The following is a 15,615-nucleotide window of genomic DNA, read 5'->3' on the forward strand; positions in this document are numbered from 1 at the left end:
CCCGGGGGGGGGGGGGGGTGACTGGTTAGCGAGGTTGCAGAGTTCCGAACGCGCCGCGCTGGTAGTCGTTTACGGCTACGGCCAGTGCGGTTGATGAGGCAAGCGTACTGTGGCTGACATGGCCCACTCGCTGATGATCAGGCCGGCACCCGCACGCTGGGCTTAATAGGTCACGACGAGGTCGGAGGGTACGCCTGCGTCATTGGCGTGAGAGCGAGTCATCGGGGCCATGACCATACGGTTGGAGAGGGTGTAGCGACCGACCTGGACTTGCGAAAAAAGAGAATTCATAGCGGTGCTCCCCAGTAGTGATGTGGTTATGATTGATCAATCCGGATTCGGGATAAATCCAGCAAAACCGAAATGACTAATCCACTAGTGGGATAATGCTTTGGAATTTCTCAACGATATGGCGCTGTTTGTCGAGGTGGTGAAGGCGCGCAGTTTCAGTCGTGCGGCAGAAACGCTGGGGATCCCCAACTCGACCCTGTCCCGGCGCATAAGCGAACTGGAGAAAGGCATCGGCTTGCGGCTGTTACACCGCACAACACGCAAGATCGAACCGACCGAAGCTGGCCAGCTGTACTTTGAACGCTGCAAACGGATCGTCGATGAAGCCCGTTTGGCTCATGAGCAGTTAGGGGAGATGCTGGCCCGGCCCAGCGGGCTGCTCCGTGCTTCGCTGCCGGTGGACTTCGCCACCGTCTACCTGGCGCCATTGATCGCGGATTTTGCCCGGCTCTATCCCGGCATCAACTTTGAGTTCGATCTAAGCCCGCGCCAGGTGGATCTGATCAGTGATCCGGTGGATGTGGTGATTCGTATGGGAGAACCGCCAAGTTCAAATCTGATTGCGCGCAAACTCGCCAGTTTGCGGCGCGGCCTTTACGCCTCGCCCAAGTATCTGGAAATGTTCGGTTCCCCGGAGCAGCCCTTGGATTTAAGCCGTCACGAGTGTTTGCGATTGCGCGGTCCAGGTGCAGACCGCTGGACGTTGTCCGGCAATGCGGGGAGCGTAGAGATCGATGTGGGAGGGCGATTCGAACTCAACAGCGTCGGCATGCTCAGGCGCCTGGCATCATTGGACTTGGGCATCGTTCTATTGGCCGAGGGCATCGCTGAGCAAGACCTGATCAATGGAAAGCTGGTCAAGGTTTTGCCTGAATGGCACGCCACTCCGGTTTCAGTGTATGCGCTGACCGAGACGCGTCTGTTGCCGGCGAAAACCCAGCGGTTTATCGAGTTTTTACGCGATCAACTTGAAGGCGCCTAACGCACAACGCAGAGATAAGCTGCGTATACCTGAACAGGTGTCCAGGATTGCTTGACCAGTTCACATCCGCGCCACGACGGTGGACGAGTTGCTGTGACTGGAGTGAGTCGGGGTTCCGGCCAACACCGCGCAGGCTAGGCCCAGAACCCTATCGGCGAGTGGATCAGGCGATGCTGGTGGGGTCGGCGGGGCTTCCACCCCATTCGAGGAAACGGATCTTGTGAACCTCACCCTCGCTGTCTTCGTAGACCAGGGTCACCGGTACCACGCCGGTCTTGTCGGATGTATCGGTGCGCTGCAGTACCCGCTTCACATCGATTTCCATCCCGTAGTGGTATTCGACGGCTGAGACATGCGCGCCGGGTTCTTGCAGGCTGTTCTGGTCGAACACACTGGGTGCGAGACTGGAAATTACGGCACTGACAATTGTGGCCATGCTCATAAGGCTTACCTCTGCTTAAGTTCGCTTGACAAGGACTTAATGTGACACGCGATGAAAGTGAAGTTCACTTCACCGCGACGAACGCGCCTGCCTGCAAAGCCTGTAGTGGCTGCAAACTCCCGGCAATTCCCCGCGCTTGACGCCTCTCGACCATTCGTCCTTTAACCCCCGAATTTGTTGACCAAAGTCCGTTTCTGAAGGAGGTCATGACATGTCATGACGGATTATCCACGCGGTGGTTGTAACGGTGCATCGCCGCTGGGCACGTATAGAAACTCGGGCTGAGGATCAATAAACCGGGTGATTAGCCAGGGACAGGCAATAGGGTCAATCGTGGGTCGTTCACGGGTAACCCACCTCATCAGACACCTCCTGCCTGGCTCAGTAGGCTGGGTGATCGGGCGAGCCCAATGCCCGCCAGAGATTGCGAATCAACGGGTGTTCTCTAGTGCAGCAGATGCACTGCCAAGCCGACGAGCGCACAGCCCGTCAACACTTGGATGACGCCCCGCTTGAAGCGAAACAAGGCAATCGCGGCGCCGATCGCGATCAACGCTGAAGGCCAGTCGAGGTTGCCGCTGAAACCCTTTGGCCAAAGCACGTGATAGCCGAAGAAACACGCCAGATTGAGGATCACTCCAACCACTGCGGCGGTAATGGCGGTCAGTGGCGCAGTGAATTTGAGTTCGTTGTGGGTCGACTCCACCAGCGGGCCACCCGCGAGGATGAACAGGAACGAGGGCAGGAAGGTGAACCATGTCACCAAGGCTGCCGCGACCGCGCCAGCCAGAAACACCTGATCGGCCCCGAATACTTGCGAGACATAGGCCCCGACAAAACCCACGAAGGCCACCACCATGATTAGCGGCCCAGGTGTGGTTTCCCCCAGCGCCAGGCCGTCGATCATCTGAGTCGGGGTTAGCCAGCCATAGTGACCGACCGCGCCTTGGTAGACATACGGGAGCACTGCGTAGGCTCCACCAAAGGTCAGCAACGCTGCCTTGGTAAAGAACCAACCCATTTGGGTCAAGGTGCCCTCCCAGCCAAAGACAACAGTCAAAACTCCCATTGGTAACGCCCATAACCCGGCGCCAATAAATGCCAGCGTTGCCAGTTTCAACCAACTGAACCGGGCATGTTCCGGGGAGGGGGTGTCATCATCGATCAAGGCCGGGCCGAAGGACTTTTCCGTAGCGCTATGGCCACCGGTTCTGAACTTCTCGGGCGTCAGACGTCCGCCGACATAACCGATCAATGCGGCTCCCAGCACAATCAGCGGGAACGGAACATTGAACGCGAAGATGGCGGTGAATGACGCCGCCGCTATCGCCCATAGCCAATTATTTTTCAGAGCCCGAGAGCCGATCCGATGGGCCGCCTGCACCACAATGGCCGTCACGGCGGGCTTGATCCCATAGAAGAGCCCGGCCACCACGGGCACTTCGCCGAACGCGATATACATCCATGACAGAGCGATCAGGATGAACAATGAGGGCAGCACAAACAGTGTCCCCGCAATCACTCCACCCCAGGTTCTATGCATCAGCCAGCCGATGTAGGTTGCCAACTGCTGGGCCTCCGGTCCAGGCAGCAACATGCAATAGTTGAGGGCATGCAGGAACCGGCGCTCGGATATCCAGCGCCGCCGCTCTACCAACTCCTGGTGCATGATCGAAATTTGTCCTGCTGGCCCACCGAAACTGATGAACCCCAGCTTCAGCCAGAACCAGAATGCCTCACGCAAACTGATCGGTTCAGGCCTCGACAGATTATCTTCAACTGCTGATGCCAAAACCTTACTCATTGGGTTGTTCCTCTTTCACGAATCCGGCGAGCAGTCCGTCGAAGATGGCGCTCGCAGCAGCCAGCAAATGGTCGTCGTGGATAATGGTTTCGCGTAGCCCCGCAAGCACGCGCTCGATGCCGGCAGCTTCCACCGGTTGAATGCCTCCGACGTCGAGGTAATGCACCAAAGCCGCAATACGGTTCAGGCCGGACTCTTGAAGCTCAAAACTGGCTTGCAAGGTTTCGAAGCTCACGCGGTTGCCGACATGACTGAAAGCCGCGTCATCGAAGTCGAAGCCCAACGCATCGCTCGGACAGTCCTGTGGGGTGTCCAGCCAGAGGATCTGAGCGTCAGGGTCAATGAAGCGACGGATCAGCCAGGCACAGGCCAGGCGGTCAACCCAAGGACGCTTGCGGGTTGCCCAGACACGCCCCTGATAATCGTCACGGTTGAGTGCTGTTATGGGTTGGTTGCGGCTGTGTGGCTCGTCTGGAGACAGGGCTCTGCTGACGGCAATTTCAAGCTCCTGCAAGGCTGCGTCAATTTGCTGCTTCGGCTTACCAGGGAAGTAATCGATGTTGGTCAGCTGATCGTAGGCTTTGCGCAGTTTGCGCACCTGTTTGGTGATGGCCAATGCGTTTTCAGGATTGAGCTGCCCTCGGCATTCTTCGATCTCTGCGTGTAGCTTGCCGTAGTCATCGCTACGGTCGAACAACTGGACAAAACGCTCACCGTCAGGATCTGTGACAGGCAGGATAAATGCGGTGCCGTTGATGGCCAGGATGTCGCGCTCGACAGCTGCGAGCGCTTCGCGGCAGACACGGGTATCAGGCAAGAGATAGACACCATCACGAAGGACCGCCGCACCAGCAGTTTTCAGAGCACGCCAGGCTCGCATGCGTTCGGTGGCATTGGCGGTGGGTAAGCCGAGAATCAGTGCTAGCCAACTGGGCATGTAGAGATCACTAATTATTTTGTAGTGATGGCTACATTAGCTCTGGTTTCAGTGTTTGAAAAGCCATCCTTCAGAAACAGGATTTTGGCGAGGCTAGCTAGAGAGAGTCGCCTTTGTGCCAGTGATCCCACATCAATTTTTTCTGGTTTTCGGTGTAATAGATCCGAGGTCTCTGTTTCATCTGCAACATTCCTTCTGCTTACACAGAATTTGGTTGTGTTGCACACGAGTCAGCTGTCAAGAAATGGGCGATTCTCTTCTCGAATGACGCGAGCGGCATCATCGTATAGAAACGGGAGAAACATATAGCGGCGACCTTGGGTTACAGGAGTGGCTTCGTGCAAAAGTGAACACGAAAACACCACAGCTCCTCCTGCTGGAGCACTGTAAAGCGCTTTTCCAAACTCTGGAAAATGCAAAAAACCGCCTTCGTACTCTCCCGAATTAAGAAACAGGGAAACGGCAAAACGGCGATGCGCTGTACCTTTCGTGGTGTTATCCCTATGGGGCCGGAAATGCCCGCCTTCCTCGCTGTTGTAGCAGGCCACCAGATAGCGCTCCATTCGGGTCGCATTGAACTGGAACGCTTTATGCAATTGTGGAAGCAGACGGTTGGCTATACGCAACGAACACGCTTTGGATAGAGCCTTGTCTTCAATAGTGCAGTCACGACGTTGCTTGTGGCCATGGTCGGTGATGTGGACGGTTTTGCCCGACTGCTCCACCATAAACCCGGATTCCTCTCCGCCACGTTCGTCGTAGTAACTGATTAGTGCTTTACACAGTTTGGGCTCGAATATCCGGGGAATCACCAAGACTGGTGCGTGTGGAGTGGCGGCATGTGGCGGCGCCAGTGCGGGTAATCTGTCCAGAAAGCGCATTAACGAGGGTACATGGTTATCAACCGGGGTCTCTATCGGGACGATGGCCAGGACACGTAGTGCAGGATCCAGCACGTAGGTCATTTGCCTGATGCTGCCGTCTGGCTGCAATGTACCGTAGAGCTCACTGACTGACCGATCGAAGTCCCAGATGAAGCGCATGCCAGGTATCGAACTTTCTACCCGCTTCAGCTTTTCATCATCTGGATCTACGGACACACCAAAGAAGCAGACATGATCGTCATTGAACCGCTGGCGATGGGCCCGAACACCTTCCAGAACTTTCATTGATGCGGGATCGGCCGCAGAACCGAAAAAAGAAAGCACTACATACCGACCGGCAATAGTGTCGAAAGAAAAGCACTCTCTTTGCTGGGTGCGGCAATTGAACCAGGGGGCAGGTCCACCGACCGAAAACGCTGTGGCGCGCATCACAACTCCTTGCCCGCAGGCAGTGGGCCGCTATCAGGAATAAAGCCAGGAGACTAATTCTAAGCACAGCTTTTTTCCAAAAAGTGCCGCGTACAAACGGGCTTACGGTGCCGCTGGTTGCGATGCCAACGCAGGAAGAACTCCAGGCACTCGCAGCTTGCAGGTAAAGCTAGTTCAGTCTTGCCGAAGCTGCCCGGTTGCCCATGCGACGAGATCCCGTGAGCGGGCTGACGAACTATTTTGTGTCAGTAATGCAGGCATCGCCTTGGCCGGTGTTTCTGCCGAGTTCGGCGTAATCATGCTGCTCTATCTGAAGAACGCCTGGGCCGAGCGTGAAGACCTCGGCGACAGCACTGAGCGCAGGCTGGTGGCGGCGATTCGTGAAGGCGCTGTGCAGCGCGTTCGTCCCAAGGCCATGACCGTGGCCGTGATCATTGCAGGCCTGTTACCCATCCGTTCCAGCGGTGCAGTGGCCGCCGATGACCATGGCCTTTTCAGTGACGGAAGATCAGCTGAAAGGGCTGAAGGTTGGAGACCATGTATCGTTTTCCTTTCGGCTGGAGGGCGGTAGAGCCACGATTGTGTCCATAAAAAAATGAAGGACTGATGTTGCAAGTGACCGGCACCCATCGTCGTGCCGGTTTTAACCATTCGGGTCAGGCTGAAGTTTTTGCTTAACCCATGCATCAGTCCGGATTCTCTTTCGTTGAACTCGGGTTGAAAGCACTTATCTAAACAAATGTGGGATTATTTCCCACGTAACGATGCCAGCTGGCTCTGAGGGATCGTGCGAAAAACCGCAGTTGCTCGTGATTGCTGCAGATTCATGGCCGTGCCGGTTGGCCGGTCGCTCCAATGGGCGGCCGGGAACTCACTGGATATTGCGTTTGATAGGGAGATGACGACGCAACTCCAAGCGGAGGTGCATCATGCTGCTCAAAAAATGTTTGTTGGCTCTGGCAATCGGTGGAGTCCTGTCGGCATCGACTGTCCTGGTGCCCGATTACATCGGTAGTTTCTCCAGCGTGTATGCCAAAGATGGCGGCGGTGGAGGCGGTGGTGGCTCCGGAGGCGGTGGTCACGGTGGTGACGGCGGAGGCGGTCACGGTGGCGGCGACCATGGAGCTGCAGGCCATGACGGTGACGGTCATGGAGGCCCGGGGCGCGGCGACGCTGACCATGGTGGTATGGCCGGGAACAGAGGCCCGGGCAATGCGCATGACAACGACAACGACGCTGACAACGATGCCGCAGATGCCGCCAGGGATGCTGCCAGGGCTGATGCAGATGCAGCCCGGGATGCGGCAAAAGCTACTGCCAATGCAGCCAGAGACGCCGCCAGAGCTGAAGCCGATGCAGCCAGGGATGCCGCAAAAGCTGCTGGCGTAGCGGGCGCAGATGCAGATGCAGCCAGAGATGCGGCCCGCGCCGCTGCAGATGCAGCCAGGGACGCTGCCAAGGCCGACGCAGATGCCGCCAGGGATGCTGCCCGGGCTGCTGCGGATGCAGCCAGGGACGCCGCCAAGGTTGAGGCGAACGACGCCCGAGAGGCTGCCAAAGTCGAGGCGAAAGAAGCCCGAGAGGATGTGGCAGACGCCCCGGACGCCCCGGATTTCGACGCTGTTGAGGTCGAGAACTAGGCCTGCACGTTCGGCAATGAACACGGCAGGTATTCCCGTAGAAAGCGTCCCGGGAGCTTGAGGGACGTATCGTAAAGAGTCGCAAGCCCTGAAGTGTCGTGGGGTTTGCGACTTTTTTTCGACATCGTGTCCCAGGTCGCTACCGATGCTTTCATCGTCTAGCCACATCCGAAAAGTAAAACTTGTCCAGAGTATGCCGCGACTCGGTGTACTCGAATTGCCGGCCGTCCTGCAAAAAGGTCTGGTTGCTGACCACGATCACATGGCTCTGCCCCTCAAGATCAAGGTGCTGCTGGTCGTCCTTGCCTCGCGGTACGGCTTCGATGGTGCGTTGGGCATAGCTGATTTGCAGGTGCAGCGTCTGTTCGATGAAGGCATAGATCGAATGCTCGGCAATTTCGCAATTCAGCCCCGGAATGAGATCGGCGACGAAGTGGTTGATGTCGAGGATGACCCGTTTGCCATCGATTCGACGCACGCGTTTGATCCGCGTGATCAGGCTACCTTCTTCGGCTTTCAGGTGTTCGCGCAAGGCACCTTGCAGGGGGAACTGCTCGAACGCCACCACCTCGGTGCTGACGTCATTGCCCAGCCTTGGGTGGGTTTCCTGGAAACTGACGATGCCGCCGAGCTGGAATTCGATTGGACTGGGCGACAGCACGAAGGTGCCTTTACCGTGAATTTTTTGCGCGAAACCGCGTTCCTGAAGCAGTTCTATGGCTTGGCGCACGGTACCGCGACTGGCCCGGTAACTCTCCATCAACTCGGTTTCGGAAGGCAGTCGGGCACCGCGTTCCAGTCGTTCGGTGGTAATGCTGGTAAGCAGATCGCTGTAGATCTGGTTGTATTTGCTCATGGGAATGGCTGCGTTGTGCTCAAGGCAGGAACCTTAGGGAACGCGTGAGGGTTTGTCTATTGCACAAATGGCGGGGCGGTCGTGGCTGTCGGAAATATCGCCGCTGGACGAGTCATCGATAAATAAATCCAAACTCGTCTGTACGAGTTGTTGCTTTAACTCGTACAGACGAGTATTTTTCGCTTCGGTGTGCTGCCAAACAACAAAAAACACAGTGGATGAAAAGCATGAGCCATGACTACGCGACTATCGCCAGCGAGCTGCTTCATAGCCTCGGTGGTGCTGACAACCTTGAACAGGCCGCACATTGCGTCACGCGACTGCGCCTGGCCCTCAAAGACCCGCAGCGGGTCGACAGTACGACGCTGAATCAGATCGACCTGATCAAAGGCTCGTTCTTCACGGGCGGCCTGTTTCAGGTGGTCATCGGTCCCGGCGAAGTCGAGAAGGTTTACGCCGCGTTGCGTGAGCAGACAGGGCTTGCTGCGTCGACCATCGCCGACGTGAAACAAAAGGGCGTCGATAAAACCAATGCCATGCAGCGTCTGGTGCGGGTGTTCTCCGATGTGTTCATGCCGATTCTGCCGGCGCTGATCATTGCCGGCCTGCTGATGGGGGTGAACAACCTGATCGGCGCCAAAGGCATGTTCATTGCCGGCAAGACCCTGCTTGAGGCCTACCCGACGCTGGACGGTGTCTGGAGTCTGATCAATCTGATGGCCAACACCTCGTTCGTGTTCCTCCCGGCGCTGGTCGGCTGGTCGGCAGCCAAGCGTTTTGGCGGCAGTGAAATCCTTGGCATCGTGCTGGGTCTGATGCTGGTTCACCCGGACCTGCTCAACGCCTGGAACTACGGCAAGGCGGTGGCCGGGCTGGACGGCCAGAGCCTGCCGTACTTCGATATTTTTGGCTGGTTCAAGATCGAGAAGGTCGGCTACCAAGGTCAGATTCTGCCGATCCTGATGGCCGCCTACGTCATGAGCGTCATTGAAAAATGGCTGCGGGCGCGGGTACCCAATGCCATTCAACTGCTGGTGGTGCCAATTACCACGATCGTCGTGACCGGGGTGTTGGCGCTGGCCGTGATCGGTCCGGTGACCCGTCACCTGGGGATTCTGATCACCGAAGGCGTGGTGACCTTGTTTGACCTGGCGCCGATGGTCGGCGGGGCGATTTTCGGTCTGCTCTATGCGCCGCTGGTGATTACCGGCATGCACCACATGTTTCTTGCGGTCGATTTGCAGCTTATTTCCACCCAGGGCGGCACCTTCATCTGGCCGATGATCGTCATGTCCAACCTCGCACAAGGCAGCGCGGCACTCGGGGTGTTCTACATGACCCGCAGTGCGCGGGATAAAAGCATGGCCTCGACTTCAGCGATTTCCGCCTATTTCGGCATCACCGAACCGGCCATGTTCGGCGTCAACCTGCGCTACAAGTTTCCGTTCTACGCAGCGTTGATCGGATCGGCGCTGGGCTGCATGTTCCTGTCGCTGAACAAGGTTCAGGCCTCGGCGATCGGTGTCGGTGGCTTGCCCGGTTTCATCTCGATCATTCCGCAGTTCATTCCGATGTTCGTGGTCGGGATGGTCATCGCCATGGTCGTACCGTTCGTTTTGACCTGTGGCTTGAGCATGAAGATTGTCCGGCCGGGGTATCGGGTCGCCTGACAGATCGCTATCGCGAGCAAGCTCGCTCCCACATTGGAACGCGATCAACTGTGGGAGCGGGCTTGCCCGCGATGAGGCCCGCAAGGCCGATACAAAACTTACTGAAGGAACTCAGTCATGCAAGACTGGCAACGCTCGGTGATCTACCAGATCTACCCGAAGAGTTTTCACAGCCACGCCGGCAACCCCACGGGCGATCTGCTCGGGGTGGTGGCCAAGCTCGATTACCTGCAATGGCTGGGTGTCGATTGTCTGTGGATCACCCCGTTCCTGCGTTCGCCCCAGCGCGACAATGGCTACGACATCAGCGACTACTACGCCATCGACCCGAGCTACGGGACCATGGCTGACTGCGAGTTGCTGATCGCCGAGGCCGGCAGGCGGGGTATCAAGCTGATGCTCGATATCGTGGTCAACCACACTTCCGTCGAGCACACCTGGTTTCAGCAGGCGCGCAGCAGCCTTGATAACCCGTACCGTGACTTCTACATCTGGCGCGATCAACCGAACAACTGGGAGTCCAAGTTCGGTGGTTCGGCCTGGGAGTTCGAGGCGCAAACCGGTCAGTACTACCTGCACCTGTTCGACCACACTCAAGCCGACCTGAACTGGGATAATCCGCAGGTGCGCGCTGAAGTCTTCAAGATGATGCGCTTCTGGCGTGACAAGGGCGTGGGCGGTTTCCGCCTGGACGTGATCAACCTGATCTCCAAGCCAGCAGATTTTCCCGAGGACCACACCGATGGTCGGCGTTTCTACACCGACGGCCCGAACGTGCACGACTACTTGCAGGAAATGCATCGCGAAGTCTTCGAAGACCATGACCTGATCAACGTCGGCGAGATGTCTTCCACCAGCCTTGAGCATTGCATTCGTTACTCGCGGCCTGACTCGAAAGAGCTGTCGATGACCTTCAACTTTCATCACCTGAAGGTTGATTACCCGAACCTGCAGAAGTGGGTTCGCGCTGACTTCGACTTCCTCGAACTCAAGCGCATCCTTTCCGACTGGCAGACCGGCATGCAGGCCGGTGGCGGCTGGAATGCGCTGTTCTGGTGTAACCACGATCAGCCGCGAGTGGTTTCGCGGTTTGGTGATGACGGCGAACACCGCGTGGTGTCGGCGAAGATGCTCGGCACCGCGCTGCATTTTCTTCAGGGCACGCCGTTCATCTATCAGGGTGAAGAGTTGGGCATGACCAATCCGGGCTTTGAGAGCATCGAGCAGTATCGCGATGTCGAGACGCTGAACATCTTCCGGCTCAAGCGTGATGCCGGTGAGTCCGAGGCTGAAAGCATGGCGGCGATCATGCAGAAGTCCCGGGATAACGGCCGCACACCGATGCACTGGAATGATCAAGCCCACGCCGGTTTCAGCAGCATCGAACCCTGGATCGGCGTGCCGGAGAACGCGGCGCAGATCAACGTCGAGCAACAGTTCAACGACCCGGCCTCGGTGCTGTATCACTACCGCGAACTGATCGCCTTGCGTCGTAGCGAGCCGCTGATCCAGGACGGTGTCTATCGCCAGCTCTTGCCCGAACACACGCAAGTCTGGGCTTACCTGCGCGAAGGTAAAGGTGAGCGTTTACTGGTGGTGAACAACTTCTATGCCGCGGCGTGTGAAGTTGAACTGCCCGAAGGGGTGATCACTGACGCGATGGGGCAACGCTTGGTGATCAGCAACTACGGGGACTGTCCAACCCGCAATCGGCAGCTATTCCTGCGGCCTTGCGAGTCGTTCGTCCTGCACCTGACCGACCACTAAAAAACGATTTTCAAACAACTCGCAGAGCACTGCGTGGGTTTTCTTGCGCGCAGGTTTTACCGGATGAGCACAATAAAAATAATGAGGCGGCTCTTGAAAACCACAATTAATCGCAAACTTGCAGCATCGTGCGCATGCCTGATGTTGCCGTTCTCGGCACAGGCTTTGGAGTTCGCCGGTTACTTGCGTAGCGGCGTCGGGACCTCGGTCAACAGCGGTCCTCAGCAGTGTTTTCAACTGCAGCGTGCCCAGTCGAAATACCGCTTGGGCAACGAATGCGAGCAGTACGCCGAGCTGGAGTTGCGTCAGGACTTGTACACCCTGGACGACGGCTCGGTGCTGAGCGTCGACGGCATGGCTTCGTTGTACAACCAGTACGACAAAGACCTGACGTTCAACGGTGATAACGGCTCGGTGCGCATGCCGCAGATGTACGCACAATGGTCGAACTTGCCGAGTCTCAATGGTGGTTCGTTGTGGGCCGGGCGGCGTTACTACAAACGAAACGACATCCATATTTCCGACTTCTACTACTGGAACCAGAGCGCCACGGGTGGTGGTATCGAGGATGTGAAGATCGGCGACCTGAAATACAGCTACGCCTTTTCGCGCAAGGACAACCTGTACCAGAAGGATTATGTCACCCGGCAGGATTTCAACGTCGCAGGTTTTCAAACCAACCCGGGCGGTGAACTGGAGTTTGGCCTGAGTTACATCGAAAAACCTGACCGCAGCGATGCGCACGCAGGTTGGGCAATCACCGCCCAGCATGTGCAGAAAAACTTCCTCGGCGGTAAGAACAAACTGGCGCTGCAATACGGCGAAGGGCCCGGCACCGGGTTGGGTTACACCGGCGATGTGGGCCTGGACGACAGCAACAAGAGCTACCGGCTGGTGGAGTTCTTCGACTGGCAAGTGACACCGCGTTTTGGTGGTCAGGTCGAAGCGGTCTATCAGAAGGATATCCGCCCGGACGGTAACGGCCAGAACTGGATTTCCCTGGGCGTTCGCCCGGCTTACGCGATCACCGATCAATTCAAGTTGGTGACTGAACTGGGACACGATCAGGTCGAGGCCCCAGGAGGAACGCGCAAGTTGAGTAAATTCTCCTTTGTCCCGACCTGGTCGCCAAAGGGCCCGGGGTTCTGGGAACGTCCCGAGGTGCGTTTGTACTACACCTATGCCAGTTGGAACGAAGCGGCCAAACGTGCGGCCAATGAACTGGCACAAGGTTCAGCGTTGTCCGATACCGGCGCGTTCGGCACGGCGCTGCATGGTGCGAACGTCGGATTGCAAGTCGAGTACTGGTGGAAATAAGCGATGCTGTCGGAGCTCGCGCTCCATCGGCACTTCAAAGAACAAAACCGCAGGTGAAGTCATGACCATAACCCAACCATTGCAATTGCTGGCGCCGCTGTCCGGGGTGCTGGTGCCACTTGATCACGTGCCGGATCCGGTGTTCGCCAGCCGGGTGATCGGCGACGGCCTGTGCATCGATCCGACCTCGCAGACCCTGTGCGCGCCGTTGGCCGGCGTGATCAGCAACCTTCAACACAGTGGTCATGCGATCAGCATCACCGATGACAGCGGCGTACAGGTGTTGCTGCACATTGGACTGGACACCGTGAACCTGGCGGGTAAGGGGTTCAACGCCTTGGTCGGGCAGGGCCAGCGTGTCGAGGCCGGACAGCCGTTGATCGAGTTCGATGCCGACTATGTAGCCCTGCATGCCCGCAGCCTGTTGACCTTGATGCTGTTGGTCAGTGGCGAGCCCTTCAGCCTGCTGACACCTGACAATGGTCTGGTGGCGTGTGCACAGCCCGTGTTGCGTCTGAGCCTCGGCGATCCGCGTTCCAGCGTTGCGCAGGAGGAGGGCGAAGCGCTGTTCTCCAAACCGGTCCACCTGCCCAACGCCAATGGTCTGCACGCGCGGCCGGCGGCGATCTTTGCGCAGGCGGCGAAAGGTTTTGCGGCAAGCATTTGCCTGCACAAGCAGCAGGACAGCGCAAACGCCAAGTCCCTGGTGGCGATCATGGCGTTGCAGACGGTTCACGGCGATGCGCTGCAGGTCAGTGCGGTGGGCGAAGATGCCGAATTGGCAATCAGCACGTTGGCCCAACTACTGGCGGATGGCTGCGGTGAGGCCGTGACTGCGGTGGCGGTCGTAGCGCCGGTGGTTCAGGCGCAGGAGGTGTCGACGAAGCTGTTGCGCGGTGTCTGTGCTTCGGCGGGTTCGGCCTTTGGGCAGGTGGTGCAGGTAGCTGAGCACACCCTGGAGGTGCCTGAGTTTGCCGCGGATCAACGCGCGGAGCGCGAGTCGCTGGAGCATGCGCTGACCCGCGCGACGCAGGCGCTGCAACACTTGCGCGACAATGCGAAAGGCAAGGCGCAGGAGGATATTTTCAAGGCACATCAGGAGTTACTGGAAGACCCGAGTCTGCTGGAGCAAGCCCAGGCCCTGGTTGCTGAGGGCAAGAGCGCGGCGTTTGCCTGGAACAGTGCCACTCAAGCCACCGCTACGCTGTTCAAGTCGCTGGGCAACACCTTGTTGGCCGAGCGGGCGTTGGACCTGATGGATGTCGGCCAGCGCGTGCTCAAGCTGATTCTCGGGGTGCCGGACGGTATCTGGGAGTTGCCGGACCAGGCGATTTTGATTGCCGAACAACTGACACCGTCGCAGACCGCTGCCCTGGATACCGACAAGGTGTTGGGGTTCGCCACTGTGGGCGGCGGTGCGACCAGCCATGTGGCGATACTCGCCCAGGCCTTGGGTTTGCCGGCGGTGTGTGGTTTACCGGTGCAGGTGCTGTCGCTGGCCAGCGGAACCCGAGTGCTGCTCAATGCGGACAAGGGTGAGTTGCACCTGGACCCTGATCTGTCGGCTATCGAACAGCTGCACGGCAAACGTCAGCAGCAACGGCAACGACATCAGCGCGAACTCGAGCAGGCTTCGCTGGCGGCCTGTACCCGTGACGGCCATCATTTCGAGGTGACGGCCAACGTTGCCTCGCTGCTTGAGGTCGAGCAGGCGATGACGCTAGGCGGCGAGGGTGTCGGTCTGCTGCGTTCGGAGTTTCTTTATCTGGAGCGCAACAACGCGCCCAGCCATGACGAGCAAGCGGTCACTTACAGCGCCATTGCACGGGCCCTTGGGCCAGAGCGCAATCTGGTGGTGCGCACGCTGGATGTGGGCGGCGACAAACCGCTGGCCTACGTGCCGATGGACAGCGAGGCCAATCCGTTTCTGGGCATGCGCGGAATTCGCTTGTGCCTGGAGCGTCCGCAGCTGTTGCGCGAGCAGTTCCGGGCAATTCTGAGCAGCGCCGGTCTGGCCCGTCTGCACATCATGCTGCCGATGGTCAGCCAGTTGTCGGAGCTGCGCCTGGCGCGGCAGATGCTGGAAGAAGAGGCGCTGGCGCTCGGGCTCAAGGCGCTGCCGAAACTGGGCATCATGATCGAAGTCCCGTCCGCGGCATTGATGGCGGACCTGTTTGCCCCCGAGGTGGACTTCTTCTCCATTGGCACCAACGACCTGACCCAATACACCCTGGCCATGGACCGCGATCACCCACGTCTGGCCAGCCAGGCCGACAGTTTTCACCCCTCGGTACTGCGTCTGATCGCCAGCACCGTGAAGGCCGCCCATGCCCATGGCAAGTGGGTCGGGGTGTGTGGCGCGCTGGCTTCGGAGACTCTGGCGGTGCCGCTGTTGCTGGGGCTTGGGGTGGATGAACTGTCGGTCAGCGTGCCGCTGATTCCGGCGATCAAGGCCGCGATTCGCGAGGTCGAGCTCAGCGACTGTCAGGCAGTCGCGCATCAGATACTCGGGCTGGAGAGCGCTGAGCAGGTCCGCGAGGTCTTGTCTTTGCAGCAGCAGGCGATGGTCGGAACTTCACAGGTGTTGGAGAACTGA

General features: G+C 58.3%; 11 protein-coding genes and 3 pseudogenes. 7 read left to right on the plus strand and 7 right to left on the minus strand.

Annotated elements, in window-relative coordinates; all coding sequences use genetic code 11:
• Positions 1–165: 165 nt before the first annotated feature.
• Positions 166–291 (minus strand): annotated as a pseudogene (locus PMI29_RS32075) (oxidoreductase); the annotation flags it as partial.
• Positions 292–391: 100 nt separating this feature from the next.
• Here PMI29_RS32075 and PMI29_RS07890 point away from each other — a divergent pair.
• On the plus strand, positions 392–1,273 hold the full coding sequence (locus PMI29_RS07890) for a LysR family transcriptional regulator (protein ID WP_008001368.1): 882 nt from the start codon (positions 392–394) through the stop codon (positions 1,271–1,273).
• Positions 1,274–1,436: 163 nt separating this feature from the next.
• On the opposite strand, the gene PMI29_RS07885 is transcribed toward PMI29_RS07890, so the two are convergent.
• The 5 genes and pseudogenes from PMI29_RS07885 to PMI29_RS07870 all read right to left on the minus strand — a co-directional run bounded on the left by PMI29_RS07885 (position 1,437) and on the right by PMI29_RS07870 (position 5,769).
• Positions 1,437–1,715 carry a DUF2790 domain-containing protein gene (locus PMI29_RS07885; RefSeq protein ID WP_008001371.1) on the minus strand — a complete coding sequence of 93 codons (279 nt, stop codon included), beginning with the start codon at positions 1,713–1,715 and terminating at the stop codon, positions 1,437–1,439.
• A 251-nt stretch (positions 1,716–1,966) separates the two neighbouring features.
• A pseudogene (locus tag PMI29_RS31385) lies at positions 1,967–2,077 on the minus strand (chromate resistance protein ChrB domain-containing protein); the annotation flags it as partial.
• Positions 2,078–2,160: 83 nt separating this feature from the next.
• Positions 2,161–3,519 carry a chromate efflux transporter gene (gene chrA, locus PMI29_RS07880; protein WP_008001373.1) on the minus strand — a complete coding sequence of 453 codons (1,359 nt, stop codon included), beginning with the start codon at positions 3,517–3,519 and terminating at the stop codon, positions 2,161–2,163.
• Positions 3,512–4,456, minus strand: a complete 945-nt coding sequence (locus PMI29_RS07875) for a chromate resistance protein ChrB domain-containing protein (RefSeq protein ID WP_008001376.1) — start codon at positions 4,454–4,456, stop codon at positions 3,512–3,514. The genes chrA and PMI29_RS07875 overlap by 8 nt, the downstream gene beginning before the upstream one ends.
• A gap of 230 nt (positions 4,457–4,686) precedes the next feature.
• Complete coding sequence (locus PMI29_RS07870; protein ID WP_008001378.1) at positions 4,687–5,769, minus strand: 2OG-Fe(II) oxygenase; 1,083 nt, start codon at positions 5,767–5,769, stop codon at positions 4,687–4,689.
• Between the two features lie 452 nt (positions 5,770–6,221).
• Here PMI29_RS07870 and PMI29_RS31795 point away from each other — a divergent pair.
• A pseudogene (locus PMI29_RS31795) lies at positions 6,222–6,368 on the plus strand (copper-binding protein); the annotation flags it as partial.
• 330 nt (positions 6,369–6,698) lie between these two features.
• Positions 6,699–7,409, plus strand: coding sequence for a hypothetical protein (locus PMI29_RS07860; RefSeq protein ID WP_008001382.1), 711 nt, complete (start codon positions 6,699–6,701; stop codon positions 7,407–7,409).
• Between the two features lie 151 nt (positions 7,410–7,560).
• Here the strand turns inward: PMI29_RS07860 and treR are convergent, their stop codons facing one another.
• Positions 7,561–8,265, minus strand: a complete 705-nt coding sequence (gene treR / locus PMI29_RS07855; RefSeq protein WP_008001384.1) for a trehalose operon repressor — start codon at positions 8,263–8,265, stop codon at positions 7,561–7,563.
• 227 nt (positions 8,266–8,492) lie between these two features.
• Here treR and treP point away from each other — a divergent pair, with 227 nt between their 5' ends.
• From treP to ptsP, 4 genes are all read left to right on the plus strand, one after another.
• A complete protein-coding gene (treP, locus tag PMI29_RS07850; protein WP_008001386.1) occupies positions 8,493–9,935 on the plus strand; it encodes a PTS system trehalose-specific EIIBC component in 1,443 nt (480 codons plus the stop codon).
• A gap of 117 nt (positions 9,936–10,052) precedes the next feature.
• Complete coding sequence (gene treC, locus PMI29_RS07845; protein ID WP_008001388.1) at positions 10,053–11,702, plus strand: alpha,alpha-phosphotrehalase; 1,650 nt, start codon at positions 10,053–10,055, stop codon at positions 11,700–11,702.
• Between the two features lie 93 nt (positions 11,703–11,795).
• A complete protein-coding gene (locus PMI29_RS07840; protein WP_008001391.1) occupies positions 11,796–13,019 on the plus strand; it encodes a maltoporin in 1,224 nt (407 codons plus the stop codon).
• A gap of 61 nt (positions 13,020–13,080) precedes the next feature.
• Positions 13,081–15,615, plus strand: a complete 2,535-nt coding sequence (gene ptsP, locus PMI29_RS07835) for a phosphoenolpyruvate--protein phosphotransferase (protein ID WP_008001392.1) — start codon at positions 13,081–13,083, stop codon at positions 15,613–15,615.

This window comes from Pseudomonas sp. GM49, from assembly GCF_000282355.1.
Lineage (GTDB): Bacteria > Pseudomonadota > Gammaproteobacteria > Pseudomonadales > Pseudomonadaceae > Aquipseudomonas.